This window comes from Nocardia sp. NPDC052316 (assembly GCF_044547795.1).
In the GTDB taxonomy this organism is placed as follows: domain Bacteria; phylum Actinomycetota; class Actinomycetes; order Mycobacteriales; family Mycobacteriaceae; genus Nocardia.
The window spans coordinates 83,723-104,785 of the sequence record NZ_JBIUBB010000004.1 but is presented as its reverse complement, the minus strand read 5'-3'; the positions used below and the strand labels follow the sequence as shown (position 1 = coordinate 104,785).

Annotated in this window: 17 protein-coding genes; 5 read left to right on the top strand and 12 right to left on the bottom strand. The window is 68.4% G+C overall.

All coding sequences use genetic code 11. From position 1 onward, the window contains the following. Window positions 1–44: 44 nt before the first annotated feature. The 4 genes from infB to rimP form a co-directional block, all read right to left on the bottom strand. Window positions 45–3,083, bottom strand: coding sequence for a translation initiation factor IF-2 (gene infB / locus ACIHA7_RS18740; RefSeq protein WP_397291023.1), 3,039 nt, complete (start codon window positions 3,081–3,083; stop codon window positions 45–47). A gap of 110 nt (window positions 3,084–3,193) precedes the next feature. Further along, on the bottom strand, window positions 3,194–3,553 hold the full coding sequence (locus ACIHA7_RS18735) for a YlxR family protein (RefSeq protein ID WP_397293085.1): 360 nt from the start codon (window positions 3,551–3,553) through the stop codon (window positions 3,194–3,196). 68 nt (window positions 3,554–3,621) lie between these two features. Further along, window positions 3,622–4,653: a transcription termination factor NusA gene (gene nusA, locus ACIHA7_RS18730; protein ID WP_107658281.1), complete on the bottom strand. Its 1,032-nt coding sequence runs from the start codon at window positions 4,651–4,653 to the stop codon at window positions 3,622–3,624. Continuing rightward, window positions 4,650–5,324, bottom strand: a complete 675-nt coding sequence (rimP, locus tag ACIHA7_RS18725) for a ribosome maturation factor RimP (protein ID WP_397291021.1) — start codon at window positions 5,322–5,324, stop codon at window positions 4,650–4,652. The genes nusA and rimP overlap by 4 nt, the downstream gene beginning before the upstream one ends. 309 nt (window positions 5,325–5,633) lie before the next feature. Between rimP and ACIHA7_RS18720 the strand changes: the two genes are divergently transcribed. Together ACIHA7_RS18720 and ACIHA7_RS18715 are read left to right on the top strand one after the other, a co-directional pair. Beyond that, window positions 5,634–6,158: a hypothetical protein gene (locus tag ACIHA7_RS18720; RefSeq protein ID WP_397293084.1), complete on the top strand. Its 525-nt coding sequence runs from the start codon at window positions 5,634–5,636 to the stop codon at window positions 6,156–6,158. Beyond that, entirely contained in the window at window positions 6,155–6,589 is a 435-nt protein-coding gene (locus ACIHA7_RS18715; RefSeq protein ID WP_397291019.1) for a ferritin-like domain-containing protein, read from the top strand. Before ACIHA7_RS18720 ends, ACIHA7_RS18715 begins: the two co-directional genes overlap by 4 nt. A gap of 145 nt (window positions 6,590–6,734) precedes the next feature. On the opposite strand, the gene ACIHA7_RS18710 is transcribed toward ACIHA7_RS18715, so the two are convergent. Continuing rightward, window positions 6,735–8,486: an acyl-CoA dehydrogenase family protein gene (locus ACIHA7_RS18710; protein WP_397291016.1), complete on the bottom strand. Its 1,752-nt coding sequence runs from the start codon at window positions 8,484–8,486 to the stop codon at window positions 6,735–6,737. Between the two features lie 187 nt (window positions 8,487–8,673). Further along, window positions 8,674–10,431, bottom strand: coding sequence for a proline--tRNA ligase (locus ACIHA7_RS18705; RefSeq protein ID WP_397291014.1), 1,758 nt, complete (start codon window positions 10,429–10,431; stop codon window positions 8,674–8,676). A gap of 58 nt (window positions 10,432–10,489) precedes the next feature. Between ACIHA7_RS18705 and yaaA the strand changes: the two genes are divergently transcribed. Next, complete coding sequence (gene yaaA, locus ACIHA7_RS18700) at window positions 10,490–11,233, top strand: peroxide stress protein YaaA (protein WP_397291012.1); 744 nt, start codon at window positions 10,490–10,492, stop codon at window positions 11,231–11,233. A gap of 211 nt (window positions 11,234–11,444) precedes the next feature. Here yaaA and ACIHA7_RS18695 read toward each other — a convergent pair whose 3' ends face one another. Continuing rightward, window positions 11,445–12,080 (bottom strand): metal-dependent phosphohydrolase, encoded by a 636-nt coding sequence (locus ACIHA7_RS18695; protein WP_397291010.1) that lies wholly within the window; start codon window positions 12,078–12,080, stop codon window positions 11,445–11,447. Window positions 12,081–12,293: 213 nt separating this feature from the next. Between ACIHA7_RS18695 and ACIHA7_RS18690 the strand changes: the two genes are divergently transcribed. Continuing rightward, on the top strand, window positions 12,294–13,025 hold the full coding sequence (locus ACIHA7_RS18690) for a hypothetical protein (RefSeq protein ID WP_397291008.1): 732 nt from the start codon (window positions 12,294–12,296) through the stop codon (window positions 13,023–13,025). 426 nt (window positions 13,026–13,451) lie between these two features. On the opposite strand, the gene ACIHA7_RS18685 is transcribed toward ACIHA7_RS18690, so the two are convergent. The 5 genes from ACIHA7_RS18685 to ACIHA7_RS18665 form a co-directional block, all read right to left on the bottom strand. Continuing rightward, window positions 13,452–14,408 (bottom strand): EamA family transporter, encoded by a 957-nt coding sequence (locus ACIHA7_RS18685; protein WP_397291006.1) that lies wholly within the window; start codon window positions 14,406–14,408, stop codon window positions 13,452–13,454. Continuing rightward, a complete protein-coding gene (locus ACIHA7_RS18680) occupies window positions 14,381–15,430 on the bottom strand; it encodes an iron-containing redox enzyme family protein (RefSeq protein WP_397291004.1) in 1,050 nt (349 codons plus the stop codon). Before ACIHA7_RS18680 ends, ACIHA7_RS18685 begins: the two co-directional genes overlap by 28 nt. Next, window positions 15,417–16,466 (bottom strand): hypothetical protein, encoded by a 1,050-nt coding sequence (locus tag ACIHA7_RS18675; protein ID WP_397291002.1) that lies wholly within the window; start codon window positions 16,464–16,466, stop codon window positions 15,417–15,419. Before ACIHA7_RS18675 ends, ACIHA7_RS18680 begins: the two co-directional genes overlap by 14 nt. Window positions 16,467–17,019: 553 nt before the next feature. After that, entirely contained in the window at window positions 17,020–17,703 is a 684-nt protein-coding gene (locus ACIHA7_RS18670; RefSeq protein WP_397291000.1) for an NADPH-dependent F420 reductase, read from the bottom strand. A gap of 86 nt (window positions 17,704–17,789) precedes the next feature. Next, window positions 17,790–19,382 (bottom strand): PucR family transcriptional regulator ligand-binding domain-containing protein, encoded by a 1,593-nt coding sequence (locus ACIHA7_RS18665; RefSeq protein ID WP_397290998.1) that lies wholly within the window; start codon window positions 19,380–19,382, stop codon window positions 17,790–17,792. A 136-nt stretch (window positions 19,383–19,518) separates the two neighbouring features. Between ACIHA7_RS18665 and ACIHA7_RS18660 the strand changes: the two genes are divergently transcribed. Beyond that, window positions 19,519–21,009 carry a CoA-acylating methylmalonate-semialdehyde dehydrogenase gene (locus tag ACIHA7_RS18660; RefSeq protein ID WP_397290996.1) on the top strand — a complete coding sequence of 497 codons (1,491 nt, stop codon included), beginning with the start codon at window positions 19,519–19,521 and terminating at the stop codon, window positions 21,007–21,009. The last annotated feature ends 54 nt before the right edge of the window (window positions 21,010–21,063 follow it).

Here is a 21,063-nt window from a genome sequence, read left to right as displayed (position 1 = left end):
CGTCACGCCGAGCGGGTAGCCCGGCGTGACGCGCGGTCGGGAACTCAGTCGCGCGGCTTCTCGCGCAGCTCGTAGGCCTGGATGATGTCGCCTTCCTTGATGTCGTTGTAGGTCAGCGTCAAACCGCATTCGAAGCCCTCACGGACCTCGGTGACGTCGTCCTTTTCCCGCTTCAAGGAGGAGATCGTGACCGTTTCGGCGATCACCACGTTGTCCCGGAGCAAGCGCGCCTTGGCGTTGCGCTTGACCGAACCCTCGAGCACCATGCAGCCGGCGATGTTGCCGACCTTCGACGAACGGAAGATCGCGCGGATCTCGGCGCGGCCCAGGTCGACCTCTTCGTAGATCGGCTTGAGCATGCCCTTGAGGGCCTTCTCGATCTCGTCGATGGCCTGGTAGATCACCGAGTAGTACCGGATGTCCACGCCTTCGCGGTTCGCCAGCTCGGTCGCCTTGCCCTCGGCCCGGACGTTGAACCCGATGATGATCGCGTTCGACGCCGACGCCAGGTTGACGTTGGTCTCGGTGACACCACCGACACCGCGGTCGATGACCCGCAGGCGAACCTCGTCGTCGATCTGGATACCGAGCAGCGCCTCTTCGAGGGCCTCGACGGTACCGGAGTTGTCGCCCTTGAGGATCAGGTTGAGCTCCGAAGTCTCCTTCAGTGCGGCATCCAGATCTTCCAGGCTGATCCGCTTGCGGCTGCGTGCGGCCAGCGCATTGCGCTTGCGCGCATTGCGGCGGTCGGCGATCTGGCGAGCGATCCGGTCCTCGTCGACCACGAGCAGGTTGTCACCGGCACCCGGCACCGACGTGAAGCCGATGACCTGAACCGGCCGCGACGGCAGCGCCGCGGTGACATCCTCGCCGTGCTCGTCGACCATGCGACGGACGCGACCGTAGGCGTCGCCCGCCACGATCGAGTCGCCGACGTGCAGCGTGCCGCGCTGGATGAGCACGGTCGCCACCGGGCCACGGCCACGGTCGAGGTGCGCCTCGATGGCGACACCCTGCGCGTCCATGTCCGGGTTGGCCCGCAGGTCCAGCGCCGCGTCCGCGGTCAACAGCACCGCTTCCAGCAGCGCGTCGATGTTGGTGCCCTGCTTGGCGGAGATGTCGACGAACATGGTGTCGCCACCGTATTCCTCGGCAACCAGGTTGTATTCGGTCAGCTGCTGCCGGATCTTGTCCGGGTTCGCGCCTTCCTTATCAATCTTGTTGACCGCCACCACGATCGGCACGTCGGCCGCCTGCGCGTGGTTGATCGCCTCCACCGTCTGCGGCATGACGCCGTCGTCGGCGGCGACCACCAGGATCGCGATATCGGTGGCCTTCGCACCACGGGCACGCATGGCGGTGAACGCCTCGTGACCCGGGGTGTCGATGAAGGTGATGAGGCGGTCGTTCTCGCCCAGATGAGTCAGCACCTGGTAGGCGCCGATGTGCTGGGTGATGCCACCGGCCTCGCCCTCACGGACGTTGGCCTTACGGATCGTGTCGAGCAGTCGAGTCTTACCGTGGTCGACGTGACCCATCACGGTCACCACCGGCGGACGCTGTTCGAGATCGTCTTCGCCGCCCGCGTCTTCGCCGTAGGTCAGGTCGAACGACTCCAGCAGCTCGCGGTCCTCGTCCTCCGGGCTGACCACGTGCACGACGTAGTTCATCTCGCTGCCGAGCAGCTCGAGGGTCTCGTCGTTCACCGACTGGGTCGCGGTGACCATTTCGCCGAGGTTGAACAAGGCTTGGACCAAGGCAGCGGGGTTCGCGTCGATCTTCTCCGCGAAGTCCGAGAGCGAGGCGCCACGGGCGAGACGGATGATCTCGCCGTTGCCGCGGGGCAGGCGAACGCCGCCGATGGCGGGCGCTTGCATGCTCTCGTACTCGGCGCGCTTCGCCCGCTTCGACTTACGGCCACGACGCGGCGCACCACCGGGGCGACCGAACGCACCGGCCGCACCGCCACGACCACCGGGACCACCCGGACGACCGCCGCCGCCACCACCGGGGCGACCACGGAAACCACCGGGAGCGCCACCGGCACCGGGCGCACCCGTGCCTGCACCCGCGCCACCACCGGGAGCGCCGCCGCCGCGGTAGCCACCGCCACCGCCGCCACCGGGACGACCTGCGCCGCCACCGCCGCCGGGACGGCCGCCGGGGCCACCCGGACGACCGGCGCCGGGCCCACCGGCACCACCCGGACGTGCCGCACGAGACGGCATCGCACCGGGGTTGGGACGAGGAGGCATCGAGCCGGGGCTCGGACGCGGGCCACCGGGACGGGGACCACCCTGACCGGGCGCCGGACGCGGGCCACCCTGCGCCGGGGTGCCCGGCCGCGGGCTGCCCTGGGCCGGACCCGGACGGGGACCGCCCTGCGCCGGACCCGGACGCGGGCCACCCTGACCGGGCGCCGGACGCGGCGCGGGCCGCTCGGGAGCCGACGAATACGGATTGTTGCCGACGCGCGGGGTCTTCGGACCCGGACGCGGACCCGAGCCACCGGGGCGCGGGGCACCCTGTGCCGGCGCACCGGGACGTTGCTGCTGCTGACCAGGGCGCGCCGCGTTCGGCGTCGGGCGCGGCCCGGCCGGTGCGGGCGCCGAGCTCGCGGTTGCCTCGGTGGACGCCGCGGCGGCGGGAGCCGCCGGTGCGGATTCCTGAGCGGCGGCGGGCCTGGCCGCGGGGGACGGCGTCGGACGCGCGGCGGGGCCCGGCTTCACGGCCGGTCCCTCGCTGGTCCGCGGGGCACTGGCCTCACGGACGGTGTCCTGAGCCGCTGCGGCCGGAGCGGGCGCGGGAGCCGGCGGACGGGGACCCGGACGCGGGCCACCTCCTGCGGGCTTCGCGGCCGGACGGGCCGACGAGGACGGGCCGGGGCGTGATCCCGGCTTGTTGCCGTTCGCGGGGGCTGATTTCGTTGCGAACGACTCACGCAGCCGACGCGCGACGGGAGCTTCCACCGTCGAGGACGCCGACTTCACGAACTCGCCCTGCTCCTTGAGCGTTGCGAGTAGTTCCTTGCTTGTGACACCGAGCTCTTTAGCCAACTCGTGCACGCGGGCCTTGCCTGCCACTGCTCTCCTCACTGAGAGGTCGAGCAGGTGCTCCCGTTGTTCAGGGACGGGGCCCGCACGACCTCGGGTTATCTCCGATGGACGTTCATCGTTGGTGCTTCACGGTGTGCTCATGAGTGCTCGTGCCTGTTCTCGAGGTACTTCTCCAGGGCTGAGATATCCAGATTTCCGGACACTCTTAGTGCTCTGCCGAATGCTCGGCGCCGTTCTGCCGCGGTCAGACAAGCCGAGACGGGGTGCAACCAGGCACCCCGTCCGGGAAGTCTGCGCCGCGGATCAGGAACAATCGCGACGGAGTGGGCACCGTTTCCGGTATCCGATTCCCGTGCCACGATCCGCAACAGATCGGCGGCCAACTCGCGCTTCCGGCATCCGATACAGGTCCGAACCGGTTGCGCGTGCTGAACCTGTGTCCACTCTACCGCCGACCCGGTCGGATCAACGAACCGCTCCCCCGCGGAAGTTACCAACATGTCATCCCGACGGTCCGATCCCCGACCCGTACTGTCCAACGGACGGTGCGCCGCGTCGGTTCCGGTCAACTGCGGTGTGCCTCGGTCCGCACCGAGCCGCCGCCCATGTCAGGGGCGGCGTCGCTGCGGATATCGATCCGCCAGCCGGTCAGCCGGGCGGCCAGACGGGCGTTCTGCCCCTCCTTGCCGATGGCCAGCGAGAGCTGGAAATCGGGCACGACCACTCGCGCGGCGCGCGCCTCGGGATCGACAATGGTGACCGACACCACTTTCGACGGCGAGAGCGCATTGCCGACGAACGTGGCCGGATCCTCGGCGTAATCGATGATGTCGATCTTCTCGCCGGCCAGCTCGCTCATCACGTTGCGCACGCGCTGCCCCATCGGCCCGATGCAGGCGCCCTTGGCGTTGACCCCGGACACGGTGCTGCGCACCGCGATCTTGGAGCGGTGCCCGGCCTCGCGCGCCACCGCGACGATTTCGACAGAGCCGTCGGCGATCTCGGGCACCTCGAGCGCGAACAGCCGCCGCACCAGATTCGGATGCGTGCGCGACAGGGTGATCTGCGGGCCACGCGGGCCACGCGAGACGCCGACGACGTAACACTTGATCCGGTCGCCGTGCTCGTAGGTCTCCCCCGGCACCTGCTCGGCGGGCGGGATCAGGCCCTCCGCGCCGTGCAACTCGCTGCCGATGCGCACCACGATGGTGCCGCGGGCGTTGGCTCGCGCGTCGCGCTGCACCACGCCGCCGACGATGTCGCCCTCGTGCGTGGAGAACTCGCCGAAGGACTTCTCGTTCTCGGCGTCACGCAGCCGCTGCAGCACCACCTGGCGCGCGGTGGTCGCCGCGATCCGGCCGAAACCCTCTGGGGTGTCGTCCCATTCGGAGACCATGTTGCCGTCGGCGTCCAGCTCGCGCGCCATCACCCGGACCGTTCCGGTCTTCTGGTTGATGTCGATGCGCGCGTTGGGCTGATGGCCCTCGGTGTGCCGGTAAGCGGTGAGCAGCGCCGACTCGATCGCGGAGATCACGGTCTCGATCGAGATCCCCTTGTCGGCGACGATCGCGCGCAGGGCTTCGATTTCGATGTTCATTCCACGATCCCTTCGGTCGGCGAATCGGACGCTGGTGCTGATTCGGGTAGTAATGGTGTTGATCCTCGAACATCCGCGGCGTCGACCGCCGGCACATCATCTTCCTGACCGGGTATCGGGCGACCGGGGACCACGCCGCCGGCGAGCTCCATCTCCCTGGCGCCCGGCTTGGCGAACTCGACCTGCACCACCGCCTCGGCGATGTCGGCGACCGGGATCCGCACCCGGTGTGGTTTGTGTTTGCCGCCGAGTACCAGGGCCACTGTATCGCCGCTGAGCTCGCCGACCCTGGCCTCGAACTTCGCCGAGCCACCCGGCTCGGGGGCCTGCGCGCCATCGCGCAGGTGGATGCGCACCTTGCGCCCGCGCGCGCGACGCCAGTGCCGGTCCGCGGTGAGCGGGCGGTCCACGCCCGGTGTGGTCACTTCCAACAGATACGGGGTTTCCCTGAAATCGCCTGCCTCGTCCAGCAACTCCGAGACTTCGGTGCTGAGAGCGGCGATGGTATCCAGATCGGAAGGGCCGTCGCTGTCGACGATCACCTTCAGTCGAGCCTGCGCGTCCGCATGCTTGCCGGTCGTCGAAATATCGACGCCCTCGAGGTCGAATCCTCGGCGTTCGACGAGTCCAGCTATCAGCTGGCTCAGCCTTTCCTCGGTCGGCATCGGCATATGGGGCGGCTCCTGGTTCAGTTGTGACGGCGGTCGGAATTTCTTCTACCGAGGGTCTAGCGTAACGCGCCCAGAGAGTGTAAAGGACCATCGGGCAGGCACTACGCGCGCCACGACGCGGGTGCGCGGCGGCGGCAGCGAAGCGTAACCGCACGGACCCGCGGCGGCCGTAGCTCGAACAGCGATGCCTGGTCCGGTCGCCCCTCGCGAATCTGGCACGATGGTGCCGTGCCTATCCGCCTTCCCGCGCAGCCGAGCGCTGCGCGCACCTCCGGCATCCCGTCCGACCGGCACGATTCCCGGTTCACCATGGGCCGCCGCAGCATGTTACGGCTTGCCGGCGGCGGCACGGCCGGCGTGCTCGCGCTCGGCGCGGCCGCGGGCTGCGGTACCGAGGACAAGGTGTACGAGCCGGATCCGCTTGCCGCCCAAGAGGTTCTGGCCAGGGCCGACGCCGCGGCAGCGACCGCGGCCATCGCGCTGGCGCCGCAGCGGCACGGTGCGCTGACCGCGATCGCGGCCGAAAGGACCGCGCACGCAGACGCTTTGCAGACCGAGATCGATCGGGTGATCGGCGTCTACGGCGACGGCACCAAACCGGTCCACCGCACCCGCACGAACGGTCCCGGCCAGTCCGCGGACCCGGCCGCGGTGGGGTCCGGCACGGCCGTGCCGCCGACCACGCCGCCGACCGTGGACGCGCTACGCGCCCAGCTCACCAAGTCACGACAGTCGGCCGCCGAACTGGCGCGCACCCAGTCCGGTTATCGGGCCGGGCTGCTCGCCTCGATCAGCGCGGCCTGTGCGGCGCAGGCGGGGGTGTTGCTGGCATGACCGAAGCCGAACGCCGAGCCCTGCTCGACGCGCTGAACGCCGAGTACGGCGCGGTGTACGCCTACGGCGTGATCGCCGCGTACGCCTCCGCCGAACGCGGCCGACTGGTTGCCGAGACCACCGCGGCCCACCGGGCGCGGCGAGACAGCACCATCGACGCCCTCACGGCGGGCGGTGCCACCGTGCCACCGCCGAGTGCCGCCTATACGGTCCCGTTCGCCGTCGACGACCCGATTCCGGCCGCTCGGCTGGCGGCGACGGTCGAAACCGACACCGCCGTCGCCTGGCGCTCGGTGGTCGAGCGCGCCGACTCCGAGCCCGTGCGCAGGCTCGGCATTGATGCGCTCACCGAATGCGCGGTGCGCCTTGCCACTTGGCAGGCGATCCTGGGTACCAACCCGCCGACGGTGGCCTTCCCCGGCAAAGTCTGACCGCCGCACCGGTCGAACCCACTGCGACCGAACGCAAAAGCACTGCGCTGCGGTGGCGGCACGGGCGAGTGTGCAGCTGGTCGTGGGCGCTGAGCAAAAGGCCGGTCCCGCGGTTCGCGGGACCGGCCTGTTCGGAATCGTCGGCCTACGGGCGCATCTCGTACGCGCCGTCGTAGGACGCCACCTCGGCCCAGACCCGGTCGAAGCGGGCCCGGTCGGCTACCGGCGGGCGCAAAGCCGAAGCGGCCCAACCCTGTTGGTCGGGGGTGGCCGACGGCTTGCCGTAGAGGGTGGTGGCGTAGGTGTTGAAGTCGCGGATCTGGAAGTCGAAGATCTGGTCGAGCAGATCGCGGTCCAGGCCGGTGATGGCGGCCTGCTCCAGGATCAGCTGGCCGTAGACCACCAGGGAGAACAGGTGGCCGATGGTCAGCATGAAGTCCAGGTCCTTCTGCTGATCGTCGCTCGGCGCGGCGGTGGTCAGCAGCGTGCGCAGCGCCTGGGCCTGCTCGAAGAAGCGGCCGACGTTGGGGATGTCGGCGTGCTTGGTATATGCGGGGGTCCAGTCGGCGAACTGCACCTTGCCCGCGCCGCGGGCCGGGCCCTGACGCCAGAAGAACTCGTCGTCGGCGGCGTCCTGGCGGGTGCCGATCTCCGGGTAATCCTTCGGGTTGAACAGGTAGTTCGGCATGAACTTCAGGATCTGCCCGACGTTCACGTGCACGGTGCCCTCCAGCCGGGGCAGCGTGTTGATCAGGCGCGCCACCTCGGCGAAGTAGGTGTTCTTCTCGAACCCCTTGGCGGCGAGCACATCGAGCAGCAGCGTCATCACGGTCTCACCCTCGGAAGTCACCTTGGACTTCGTCATCGGGTTGAACAGCAGGTAGCGCCGGTCCTCCAGGCTCGCGCTGCGGAAGTAGTCGACGGCGCGGTCGCTGAACAGCTTCATCGCGACGATGCGGGCGTAGGCGTCGACGAAATTCGTTCGCACATGCGGGAACTCGGTGACCGGGTTGCCGTAGAGGATGCGGTTGTTGGCGTGCGTGATCGCCTCGTAGAAGGAGTGCTCGACCATGCCGATGCCGCCGTGGCAGAGGTTGAACTTGCCCACGTTGACGGTGTTCAGCGCCGCCGAGAACGCCTCGGGCCCGGTGTGCAGGATGTCCTGCGCGCGCACCGGGTAGTTCTCCAGACGGAACGTGCTGACGTACATCTGCTGGTGCACGACGTTGCCGAGCAGCCGGTAGTTCTCGTGCCGACTGTCCGCGGCGAACCACACGTAGCCGTCCGCGCCCTCGACGTCCGCGCGACGCGAGAACACCGAAACCATGCTCGCCACATTGCCGTTGCCGATGTAGTACTTCTCACCGTTGGCCCGGAACAGGATGCCCGCCTCGGCGTCGGCACTGCCCGGCGCGCTCGGGGTCAGCACCAGGTCGGTGTTGTAGATGTCGGCGCCGTGCTCGCGCTCGGACAGCCCGAACGCCATCACCTGGCCCTCGGCCAGGTCGGCGGCCGCCCGCTGCTTGGCTTCCTCGTTGTCGCTCTGCCAGATCGGGCCGAGGCCGAGGATGGTCACCTGCTCGGCGTACCAGTACGCGAGGCCGTAGAAACCGAAGATCTCCGACAGCGCCGCGTTGCGGGCCGCATCCCAGCGCCGGTTCTCGTCGCCGTCGGCATAGGCGGCCGGCGTCAGGAAGGTGGCGAACAGCTTCTCCTTCGCGACGAAGTCCAGGAACTCCGCCGTCCACACCGCGTCCGCGTCGTCGGCGAGCAGCTGGCGCTTACCCCGCCCCTCGAACCACTCGATCGTCGCCCGCAACAGCCGCCGAGTCTCGGCATCGAACTGCTTCGGGTCATAAGTGGCCGGGTTGAACAACAACGCATCGGTGCTCGTCATGCCGTTAACTTACCAGCGGGTAACAGCACGCCGGAGCAGGTCCGCCCAACGTCACACCGCAAATCCCGCCTACGCTCCCGTAGGTCGCCGCCGCCACGCTCCGACATCCGTCCGGCCCCGCCGCGGCATAACAACAAGCGCGGCCCCGATGGACGTCCATCGGGGCCGCGCAGGTCGAGGTAATGGGTCAGCCGCGCACCCTGGCGACTACCGCGGCGACGGCGGAGTCGGCGGGGAGATCTTCGGCTTCGCCGGTGAAGCGGTCGCGGAGTTCGACCTTTCCTTCGGCCCAGCCGCGGCCGACGACGAGGACGAGCGGCATGCCGAGCAGTTCGGCGTCCTTGAACTTGACGCCGGGGGACGCGGTGCGGTCGTCGAAGAGAACATCGAGACCTTGGGCGTTGAGTCCGGCCACTACTTCTTCGGCGCCGGCGCGGGCCGCCTCGTCCTTGTTCGCGATGACGACGTGGACGTCGTACGGCGCGATCTCGGCGGGCCAGCGCAGGCCCTTCTCGTCGTGCTGCTGTTCGGCGATCACCGCGACCATGCGGGAGACGCCGACGCCGTAGGAGCCCATGGTCAGACGCACCGGCTTGCCGTTCTCGCCGAGCACGTCGACGTCGAAGGCGTTGGTGTACTTCTGGCCGAGCTGGAAGATGTGGCCGATCTCGATGCCGCGCGACGCGACGAGGGGGCCGCGGCCGTCGGGCGACGGGTCGCCGTCGCGGACCTCGGCGGCCTCGATGGTGCCGTCCGGGGTGAAGTCGCGGCCCGCGACGAGGCCGACGACGTGCTTGCCCGGCGCGTCGGCCCCGGTGATCCAGGCGGTGCCGGTGACAACGCGGGGATCGACCAGGTAGCGAACGCCGTTGGCCTGCAACGCCTTCGGCCCGATGTACCCCTTCACCAGGAACGGGTTGGCGGCGAAGTCGGCCTCGGTGAGCAGCTCGACCTCGGCGGGCTCGACGGACGCGCCGAGGCGCTTGTCGTCGACCTCGCGGTCGCCGGGGATGCCGACGCCGACGATCTCGGTCTTGCCGTCCGGGTGGCGCAGCTTGACCATGATGTTCTTCAGGGTGTCGGCCGCGGTGACCGGGCGGCCGAGCTGCTCGGCGATCCCGGCGCCGTTGGCCCAGTCGACGAGCGTCGCGATGGTGGGGGTGTCCGGGGTGTCGTGCACGACCGCCTCGGGCTGTCCCTCGATCGGCAGCGGCTCGGGCGCGGGCGTGACCACCGCCTCGACGTTCGCCGCGTAACCGGATTCGACACAGCGCACGTACGTGTCCTCGCCGACCGGGCTGTCGGCCAGGAACTCCTCGGACGCGCTGCCGCCCATCGCGCCGGAGGTGGCCGCCACGATGACGTACTTGACCTGCAGCCGGTCGAAGATCCGCTGGTAGGTCTCGCGGTGCGCGTCGTAGCTGGCCTTGAGGCCGTCCTCGTCCAGGTCGAACGAGTAGGAGTCCTTCATGATGAACTCGCGCCCGCGCAGGATGCCCGCGCGCGGGCGCTCCTCGTCGCGGTACTTGTTCTGGATCTGGTACAGGGTGACCGGCAGGTCCTTGTAGGAGTTGTATTCGCCCTTCACCGTGAGCGCGAACAGCTCCTCGTGCGTCGGGCCGAGCAGGTAGTCCGCGCCCTTGCGGTCCTGCAGACGGAACAGACTGTCGCCGTACTCGGTCCACCGGTTGGTGGTCTCGTACGGGTCGCGCGGCAGCAGCGCGGGCAGCGAGATCTCCTGGGCGCCCATCGCGTCCATCTCCTCGCGCACCACGTTCTCGACCCGGCGCAGCACTCGCAGGCCCAGCGGCAGCCAGGAGTAGACGCCCGGCGCGACGCGTCGCACGTATCCGGCGCGGACGAGCAGTTTGTGGCTGGGCACCTCGGCGTCGGCGGGATCGTCGCGCAGGGTACGCAGGAAAAGGCGAGAGAGGCGGGTGATCACGGATGCACAGGGTAGTCGCTGGCGCGACGCTGCTCGCAACGCATTACCGTAATCGCTCGTGCTGGTGCTGCTGCCTCCCTCCGAAACCAAGTCCGACGGTGGTACTGACGTGCCCCTCGACCTGGCCGCGCTGTCGATGCCGCAGCTCACAGCGGTGCGCGAGCGGCTCGTCGACGCGGTGACGAAGCTGGCCACCGACCCGGACGCCGCGCGCACCGCGCTCGGCCTCGGCAAGGGGGCTGACAGCGAGATCGCCCGCAACGCGGCCCTGCGCACCTCCCCCACCCGTCCCGCGCTGGAGCGCTACACCGGCGTGCTCTACGACGCGCTCGACGCACGCTCGTTCGGCAAACCGCAGCGGGCCAAGGCGTACGCGCGGCTCGGCATCGGCTCGGCGCTGTTCGGCGCGGTGCGCGCGAGCGACCCGATCCCCGCCTACCGGCTCTCCGGCGGCTCGAAACTGCCCGGCCTGCCCACTCTTTCGGCGGTGTGGCGCGACTCCCTCGCCGACGCCCTGCTCGCCGAGGCCAACGGTGATCTGGTCGTCGACCTGCGCTCCGGCACTTATCAACAGCTCGGCCGTGTCCCCGGCGCGGTCACCGCCAATGTGCTCACCGAGCACCCCGACGGCAGCCGCACCGTGGTGAGCCACTTCAACAAGCACCACAAGGGCTTGCTCGCCCGCGCCCTGGTGCTGACCCGCGCCGAACCCACCGACGTGCGCGGCCTCGCCCGCGTGGCGAGCAAAGCGGGGCTGCGCACCGAAGTCGCCTCGCCGACAGAGCTTTTGATCATCACCTGAGCGAAACACAAAGGGCGTCTCGCACCTGTTCGTGCCGCACTGTGGCACGTGGCGTCAGCGGCCACACACGACTTCCGTGCGTGCGGCCCCGGTGCCGACTCACCGGCGAGCCGCCTCCGATAACACTCGCGCGAGGCAGCGTAGTCAGACCCGCCGCGCACGACCGCGACTCAACCGACGGGGCGCAGGCCAGGGTTGGTTGCCGCCCGCTTCATCCCGTCGATGCCGTCAGCTGAGCCAGTTCCCGTTCGAGGTTGGCCCGCGCGGCAGTCTCGAATCGCGCTCGCGCCGTGGGTGTCCGGAACAACCTCGGCTGCCCGGCCAGCCCCTGGAGCACCGCCGCGCGCCCGGCCCGGAACAACTCGTCGGGCACGTGTTGGTACTCCGCCCGCACCGCCGCCGTATACGCGACGTACCCCTGTTCGCCAGCCGCCAGCACCGCGAGGTCGGCGTCGCAGAGCACGCCGCCGTTCCGGTCGTCTTCGGCCGGATCGTGAGTCTTGGTCAGCCGCACCAACCTGGCCACCTCGCGGGTGAGTTCCGGTGCGGCACCGATGGATTCGAGTATCTTCTCGGAAAGCACGGCACTCCGCTCTTCATTGTCCGCGCGATCGACCGCGTAGATCGCGTCATGAAAGAACGCCGCGTACCGGACCGCGTCGACGTCGTCGGCATCCTCGGCCAGCTCATCGATGACACCGAGCATCGCGGCCAGGTGATCCACCGTGTGATACCGCCGATGAGCTTCCTGATATCGGCCGATCAGCTCGACCCCCACCGCCTCGGCCTCCGGTCCGGCCAGCTCCACCCACCGCGCGAGCAGGTCCGTCTCCGTCGATGTCCCCATCGGCACAGTCTGACGAACCGGGTAGCCGCCGACAATGCCTCGACCCCTGTGGTTTACGGCACGTCCCGGATCGACCGCGGAAAATGAGGTGCGGCGACCGGCCGCGTGTCCGTACCGTGGCACAGGAGCTCGGGGTTTCCGAAACGGGAGGATTCGGTTACCCCGGGCCGAATGTCGGTGCACCGCGCGGGATCGCGCGGCGGGGAGGTAGAGATGACGAAGCTGAATCAGATCATTGCGGTCGAGAAGGGCATCAAGAGCGGCGCGCTGCGCGAGCTGGCCGAGGCCCACGGGTCACTGCAGAAGGCACCGCTGCTGGCCGGTATCGCGCGCACCTACCAGCCGAAAGACGAAGAGGGCGAGCAGATCCCGTCGGAGTCCACCCGGGTGCAGGTGAAGTCCGAGGAGGTGCTGCGCCAGACCGCGGCGACGCTGACCCGCCTGTTCGACGTCACCGCGACCAAGGACTGGGCGAACACCGAGGCCAAGGCCGATGTGACGGTCGAGGGCGAGGTGCTGCTGCGCGACGTGCCGGTCTCCTACCTGCTGTTCCTGGAGAAGCAGCTGGCCGAGCTGCACACCTTCGTGCGCAAGCTGCCGGTGCTCGACGCGGCCGAGGTGTGGTCGTTCGACGACTCCTCCGACACCTGGCGCACCGACCCGGTGCGCACCCTGCGCACCAAGAAGGTGCCGCGTAACCACGTGAAGGCGGAGGCGACCGAGAAGCACCCGGCCCAGGTGGAGGTGTACTACGAGGACATCACCGTCGGCTACTGGACGATGGTGCGCTTCTCCGGGGCCCTGCCGGCCCGCCGGGTCAACGAGCTGGCCGTGCGGGTCGAGAAGCTGCAGCGGGCAGTGCAGTTCGCCCGTGAGGCGGCCAACGGGACCGAGGTCACCGATCGCAAGACCGGTGACGCGATCTTCGGCTACCTCTTCCGCTGAACCGCTCGGGGCCGCTATCGGCCCCGAGCCCACAGACTCCCCCGCCGCGTGCGGGGGAAGCGCAAGGAGCGCAAACTCAATCTGAAGCTAAAGCTGAATTACACGGCGTCAGTAGGGGTTCGAGTCCCCTCCCGGGCATCCAGGTCCGGGTAGCCCAACCGGTAGAGGCAACCGTGCTCAATCTCAGACTCTCGCTCCAGCACGAGTATTCGCTGCCGAACACCGCGAGACGAGGAAAGGACACGCACGCGACGAGGTGCCGGTTCAACTCCGGCCCTCCGCGCCCATGCGGAGGTGGTCCAACCGTAGGACACGTCGTGAATCTGAGTCTCATCCGATCCCACTATCGCGGTGTGCGAATTGGGCGGCATTGAATGGAACCCGGGAGCAGGCTACGCTCCCGGGTTCCCCAATATCCGGCGCTCGCTACTCGCCCTGCACCGGTGCCGCCGGCCTGCGTTTCGCGAGCTCGACCACGTTGTCCGGTGCGTCGGGTACCGGTATGTCGAGCGACTCCCGGCGATCGATGGCGTACTGCAACGCCAACGCACCGAATACCACTGCGGCGCCGAGGATCTGGTGCAGGTGGAGCACGTCACCGCGCACCCCGATGCCGAGCGCCACCGCCACCAGCGGCATCAGATAGAAGGCGAGCCCGGCCTGCAACGGCCCCACCGCGCCGATCAGCCAGTAGTTGAGCAGAAACGCCACCGCCGTCCCGACACCCATGGCGATCAGTGAACTCAGCACCGCGGCACCGGGATCCATCGGTTCGAGCAGCTGCGGCGCGGTGACCACCAGCATCAGCACGCCGGCGACGATCGCCTGACTCGCCGCCAGCGCGACCTTCGAATAGCCGAGCGTGCTGATCAGATGCTTCGCGTACGCATAGGCGATGGCGTAGCAGACGGCACCGCCGAGACACGCGAGCTGCCCGGTCAACGACGAGCGCGACTCCTCGCCCCACGGCGCCATCAGCACGATGATCCCGCCGAAACCCAGCACCGAGGCGACCACCTCGCCGCGACTGCCCTGCTGCCGCAGCAGCAGCCAGACCACCGGCAGTGACGCCAACGGCGTCACGCTGTTGTAGATGCCCGCCATGCTCACCGACACGTTCTGCTGACCCCAGGCGAACAGCATCCAGGGCAGGGCCTGCCCGAGGATCCCCATCAGCAGCAGCCGCGCCCAGATACCCCAGCCGCGCGGCAGGTGCCGCCGCATCGCCACACACACCCCGAGCAGGATGGCCCCACCCAGCCACAGTCGTGCCGCCACGATCTGTGCCGGGTTCGAGCCACCCAACGCCACATCGACCAACAGGAAGTTGGAACCCCAGATAGCCGCCAGTGCGATCAGTGCAAGGCGGCTAGCGGCGAGCACGTCATCGCCCTTCCCGTCGCCACTGGATACGTGTCGGTGAATATGCGCAGCCCGCCGTCGGCGTACCAGGTCATGATCTGACTATCCAGCCGGGCGCGCAGCTCGATGATGTCGACGACCGCCTTGGCGCATTCGTTGAGTTCCTCGGTGCCGACGAAGGAGAATTCGGCGAGCAGGTCGAGGGTGACGGCCTCGTGCTCCTCGTCCTCGTTCACGCCGGAGTGCGCGGCGATCGGCTTGGAGAATTCCTCCGACAGATCGTGTTCCCGGCAGCGCGCGAGGAACAGTTCGAGGAAGTCCGGTTCCGGCTCCTCCATCGGGAACAGCGTGCTGATGATGCCGAGCGGGAACTGGTAGGCGTGCACGCCCATGGTCGCCATGATGGCCATGGTCGCGGGCAGCGGCTGCATCCGCAGCAGCTGATCGCGGGTGATGCCGACCGCCTTCAACGACCTTTCCAGCATGCGGTCGTGGTTGCGTTCGGCTTGGTAGAAGGCCATGAACTGCTGCCAGACCTCGATGCCGATATCGTCGCGCGCCAGCAGCGGCGCGAGCGCGCGCGGGCACAAATGCGTGACATGCCAGTATTCGATGGCATAGCCGATGATCTGTTCCCTGGTCAGCTTTCCGGAGACCAGCGCATCGCTGAACGGGCTGTTGATGGTCGCCCGCGCCGCATCGGCCGCGCGCTTCAGGTGGGCGTAAGCGCCGACACCGGTCGTTCCGGCGGACGGATCGACCACGTCCGAGTCGGCCAGCATGCCTTGTTCGTCGAGCGCTTCGAGCACCGCGTCGAACTCTTCCCGGCTGCCGGGGAATTCGGCGGCCAGATCGTCGGCCGACCGGGCACCGGAGGCCAAGGCCAGGAAGAACTTACGCGATTCGTCGGCGCGGCCTTCCAGGTATTCGAGCTCGATCCAGTGCTTGTCCGCCAGGTACGACAGACGGATGCCATCGGCGGTCTCGGTCCGCTCGACCTCGCGGCGCAAGGTCGGCCGCCGCAGCATTTCATGACCGGCCATTTTCGACTCCTGCGGTGGTAGTGACGGGTGACGAGCCGATCGTGCGCACCAGCGGCCGATCGGGATCGCCGTAATATTCGAGAATTCCGTTGAAGAACTCGGCGTAGGCCTCGACGAACAGGTGTGCCTTACCGATCAGGCGGGCCTCGGTGCCGACGGGAAGTGGCGGCAGCGCCGCGAAGAACTCCCGGCTCACGCTGCCGTGATCGTGGCCCGCGTTCACCTTCGCGTGCTGGCGCAGCGGTTCGACGAAGTGGGTGGCGATGCCTGCGGCGGCAGCGGCGCGCAGGAACGAGTCGTAGTACGCCCCTTCGCTTTCGGCCTTCTCCAAGCGCCCTTCGAGGATGCCGATGGTGGCGATGAAGAACAGCGGATCGGTGCGCGCCCACCAGGACAGCAATTTGATCAGGGCGGAGGTGGTGGACAACGGCCGGGCGGACACCAGGTCCTGGCGACTGATCCCCAAGCCTTCGAAGGCGCGCACCACGATGTCGTCGTGGCGGTGCTCCTCGTGATAGAAGTCGTTGGCCATGGAGCGGATCGCGTCACTGCTCGGATACGACAGGATCGCGGAATCGAATTCGCTTTCCCGCGAGAGGAAATACCAGTTCTCCAGGCCGAATCCGTAATACACGTTCGGCTCGACCTGCTCGGGGTGGTCGAGTATCGCGCGCCAGAACGGGCCGTCGAAGATCAGTTCTTCCAGCAGCTTGTTCACCACGTGTTCGACACCGCTGAGCACCGCCATCGGCGATTCGGCCTCGGGTATCGACCGGTCGGCGAGCAGGCCCGCGATCTGCGCGGGCAGCAGGATCGTCGTGAGCTTGTCCGGCGCGACGCCGGTCTTCGCCGAGATCTCCGACAGCGAAGCGGAGCCGTCGGTCGAGCGCAATACCGCGCCGAGCTGCTCGGCGGTGATGTCGTCTTCCGGCTCGACCTCGAATGTCACCTCCCCACTGCGCAATTCGAGAGTGTTGGCAGAGGTGTCCGACACCTCTGCCAAGAGCTGGGGCTTGCCCGGGATTGTTCGAGTCACCGCGCCGTCGACCTTTCGTGCCAGGAATTCAAGGGACGGGTGGGGCGCCCCGTTCGGGCCGCCCCATCCTTACTCAGCTGCGAACTCAGAGGTGAACTGCAGTCAGAGCAACAACCTTCGAAGTGCGACGAATTTTCATGACATAACCTCCCCTCGGGAATCCTGCGCCCGGTGCCAACCACTGGGTGGGCTGACGCCGAGCGGTTGCTGAATTGTCCGATGATCGGACGAGCCAAGAATAACAGGACCGGTCCGCTTTCGAGGTCAATTCTATTGGCACACTTGATAATTAGCGTTTAACCCCCTTTCTGGGGGGATGACAACTTGCAAAGTGTCAGTAACGCAAGCTCGCCGCCACCACAACGGCGCGGAGTGTGCAATCGGCATAGCAGAAGACACCGAGGTAATTGAGCGATCACTTACTTCGGGAAGGCGAGTTCCGCTGCGCCGCAACATATCCAAAAGAAGACATGACATCGAATAGCAAGCAGACCGACATATCGAGCCCGGGAGTGCGATGCGCTACCGGGTTCGAGGTAGTCGGTTCTGCTACCTAACGGCCATGCTGAGCGGCGGCCAGCAGAGCGCGAATCTTCGCGGCGTCGGCGGGCGCGGCGGCGTTCTCCCAGAACGGAAGCCCCGTCGCGTACGCGTCGGTGTACACCGGGGTATCCGGCTGGAAGCGCCAGCTCTCACTGAGCGGGCCGGCATCGACCGTGTCGTATCCGAGCACGTCGAGCAGTTGGGCCGCAGCGGCTTTCGCGTCCGCGTCGTCGCCCGCGATCGGCAATGCCGTGCGATCCGGCGAGCCTGCCGGGCGAGCCAGCGCCGCGAGGTGCAGGAAGTAGATGTTGTTGAACGCCTTGACGACCCGCGAGGTCGGCAGCTGCTTCTGCAACAGCTCGCTCGTCGTCATGGCCCCGTCTGCCAGCTCGGGGAAGGTCCCGTCCCGGTCCGGGTAGTAATTGGCGGCGTCGAGCACGACCTTGCCCGCCAGTGGCGCCACCGGCACCTGCTGGTAATTGCGCAGCGGCACGGCCACCACCACGATGTCCCCCGCCGCGCCCGCCTCCTCGGCGGTCGCCGCCCGCGCCCGCGGGCCGAGTTCGGCGACGAGCTCGGCCAGGGTCTGCGGATCACGCGAGTTGCTGAGTACCACGTCCAACCCCGCGGCGATCGCGAGCCGCGCCACCGTGCTACCGATGTTCCCGCTGCCGATCAATCCAAGGGTGCTCATACCGCCTGGAACACCGCCTGGACCTGCGATGTTCCCGCCGCATGCCCATTACGGCGGCGAAGCGTGAGCGATGTCACGCGCAGTGCTCACGGCACGTCGGCGTTGGCGGTGAGATCGCGGATGAGCAGCGCCGCGTGCAGCGATGTGCGCGACTCCCCGTCCTCGAGATCGACGGCGAGGATCCGCTCGATCCTGGCCAGCCGGTCGTACAGGGTGGGCCTGCTGATATTGAGCCTGCGCGCGAGTTCGGTCTTGTTGCCCGCCAGGTCGAGGAACTGGCGCAGCGTGCGGGTCAGGTCGGCGGTGTGCCGAATGTCGTAGCGCAGCAACGCACTCAGCTCCGTTTCGGCGAAGCGCTGGACGCCGGGTTCGTTGCGGATCAGCGAGAGCAGTCCGCGCAGCCGCACATCACCGCTGCGATAGAACGACCGCGAGGACTGCAGCGAGAGCGCCACTTCCGCGACGTGTGCGGCATGCGGCAGCTCGTGCGCGGTGTCGAGCAGCGAATCCGACTCCGCGCCGACGCCGATCACCACCCGCTCGACGCCGTCGACCCGGCGCACCTCGCCGATGATCGCGGTGCAGGCGGCGGTGAGGCTGTCGTCGAGTGCGCCGGTGCGCGGCAGCGCCAGAATCATGCCGACCCGGTCACCCTGGTCGGCGGCGGTGAGCGCGGTCAGCTTCGCCAACCCGAGACCGTGCGTGACCGCATCCAGAATGCCCGCCGCCCGCCGTTGCCTGGCCACCGGATCGGTCTCCGCGACGGCGGCGATGTAGATGGCCAGCGGCACATAGGCCGCGCGCCGGGCCAGGCCGAGCGCGGCGGCTCGCGCCACCGCGTCCCGCTCGTCGAGCACCCGGCCGTTGACCATGTCGTCGATCAGACCGGTCTGCGCCTGCCGGTGCAGGCCGAAGCGGTCCTTCTCGATCATTCGGTGCAGGGTGAGCGTCTGGGCGGCCCGCTCCAGCACCATCCTGGCGCGGGCGGTCGGCACGTCGCCGGACGGCAGGATCAACCGTCCCCACCGCTGGGTGTGCGGGCCGACGGCCACCGCGTCCCAGCCGTCGGGCAGCAGCCGTGAGGTGGTCTCCCAGTTGTCCAGCAGCGTCGAGGTGGACGCGTGCCTGGCGGTGAGGGTGAGCACCCGGTGCGCCAGGTCCTCCAGCACCACCGACGAATCGAGCATCTCCGCAGCGGTTTTCACGATCTCGGCGAGCGAGGCGCGGCGCACACTCAGGTCGGTGAAGGTCTCGTGCACGGTGCGCGCGAATTCGAGCTCGGCGTACTGTTCGGCCACGATGACCCGGTGCACCGCCTCGGTGATCTCGACGAACCGGGTCACCTTGTGCAGCACGATCAACGGCAGGCCGAGCGCGTCGGCGGTCGCGGCGACGACCGGCGCGAGTTCGGGCACGTAGCCGCCGAGCTCGATGACCAGCCCCGCCACCCCGGCGGCGGCCAGCGCGGTCAGGTAGCCGACCGTCGCGATGTCGCCGTGGCGCATGGCCTGCCCGGTGGTGAGGATCAGTTCCCCGCCGACGAGCAGCTGCGCCACGTCGGCCACGTCGCTCACGTGCACCCAGCGCACCGGCCGGTCCAGCGAGCCACCCGCCACGACCTGGGGATCCCCGGCGCGCACCGCGGGCATCGCCAGCACATCGGCCACGGAGGGAAGCACCGACGAATCGTAATACGAAATCGGAAATCACGTACAGATCGTCGGTACGCCGAGGATCCTTGATGCCGCAGAGTAGTACCCAGGGGGCGTCCATCCGCCGACGCACCGCGACGCTCACGGATCGAATCGAGGAGAAATGCAGACAATCGCGCACTGGCTCGACGGCAAGGCTTTCGCAGGCACCAGCGAGGCGACCGCGCCGGTGACCAATCCGGCGACCGGGGTGGCGACCGGACAGGTCGCGCTCGCGAACGTCGCGGACACCCGCGCGGCGATCGACTCCGCGGCGGACGCCTTCCCGGCCTGGCGGGACACCTCGCTGGCCCGGCGCACCCAGATCCTGTTCCGGTTCCGCGAGCTGCTGAACGAGGGCAAGGAAGAGCTCGCGAAGCTGATCACCGCCGAGCACGGCAAGGTGCTCGCCGACGCCATGGGCGAGGTGAGCCGCGGCCTCGAGGTCGTCGAATTCGCCTGTGGTGTACCGCATTTGCTGAAGGGCGGCTACACCGAGAACGCGTCGACCAAGGTGGACATCTTCTCCATCCGGCAGCCGCTGGGTCCGGTGGCCGTCATCTCGCCGTTCAACTTCCCGGCGATGGTGCCGATGTGGTTCTTCCCGCTGGCCATCGCCGCGGGTAACACCGTGGTGCTCAAGCCGAGCGAGAAGGACCCGTCGGCGTCGCTGTGGCTGGCCCGGCTGTGGGAGGAAGCGGGTTTGCCCGCAGGCGTTTTCAATGTGGTGCAGGGCGACAAGGTCGCGGTCGACGAGTTGCTGGACAACCCCGCCATCAAGGCGGTGTCGTTCGTCGGCTCCACGCCGATCGCGCAGTACGTCTACCAGCGCGGCACGGCGGCGGGTAAGCGGGTGCAGGCGCTGGGCGGCGCGAAGAACCACATGGTGGTGCTGCCGGACGCCGATCTGGATCTGGCCGCCGACGCCGCGGTGAACGCCGGATTCGGTTCCGCCGGTGAGCGATGCATGGCGATCAGCGTGGTCGTCGCGGTCGGCACCGCGGGCGACGAGCTGGTCGGCAAGATCACCGAGCGGGCCACCACCATCAAGACCGGTGACGGCACCCGCGACGCCGACATGGGCCCGCTGGTCACCCGCGCACACCGCGACCGGGTCGCCGAGTACATCGCGGCGGGCGAATCCGCCGGCGCCACCGTCGTTCTCGACGGACGCGGGATCGCCGCCGACGGCGCGGCGGACGGATTCTGGCTCGGCCCGACGATTCTCGATCACGTCGGCACCGACATGAGCGTCTACACCGACGAGATCTTCGGCCCCGTCCTCTCGGTGGTGCGGGTGGACACCTACGACGACGCCCTCGCGCTGATCAACGCCAACCCCTACGGCAACGGCACCGCCATCTTCACCAACGACGGCGGCGCGGCCCGGCGCTTCCACAACGAGGTGGAGGTCGGCATGGTCGGCATCAACGTGCCGATCCCGGTTCCCATGTCCTACTACAGCTTCGGCGGCTGGAAGAACTCGCTGTTCGGCGACTCGCACGCGCACGGCGCGGACGGCGTGCACTTCTTCACCCGTGGCAAGGCGGTCACCACGCGCTGGCTCGATCCGAGCCACGGCGGGCTGAATCTCGGGTTCCCCGAGAACAAATAGCGACAGCCTCGCGCACAAGTAGCCGCACCACCCAGCCGACAACACCAGCGACGC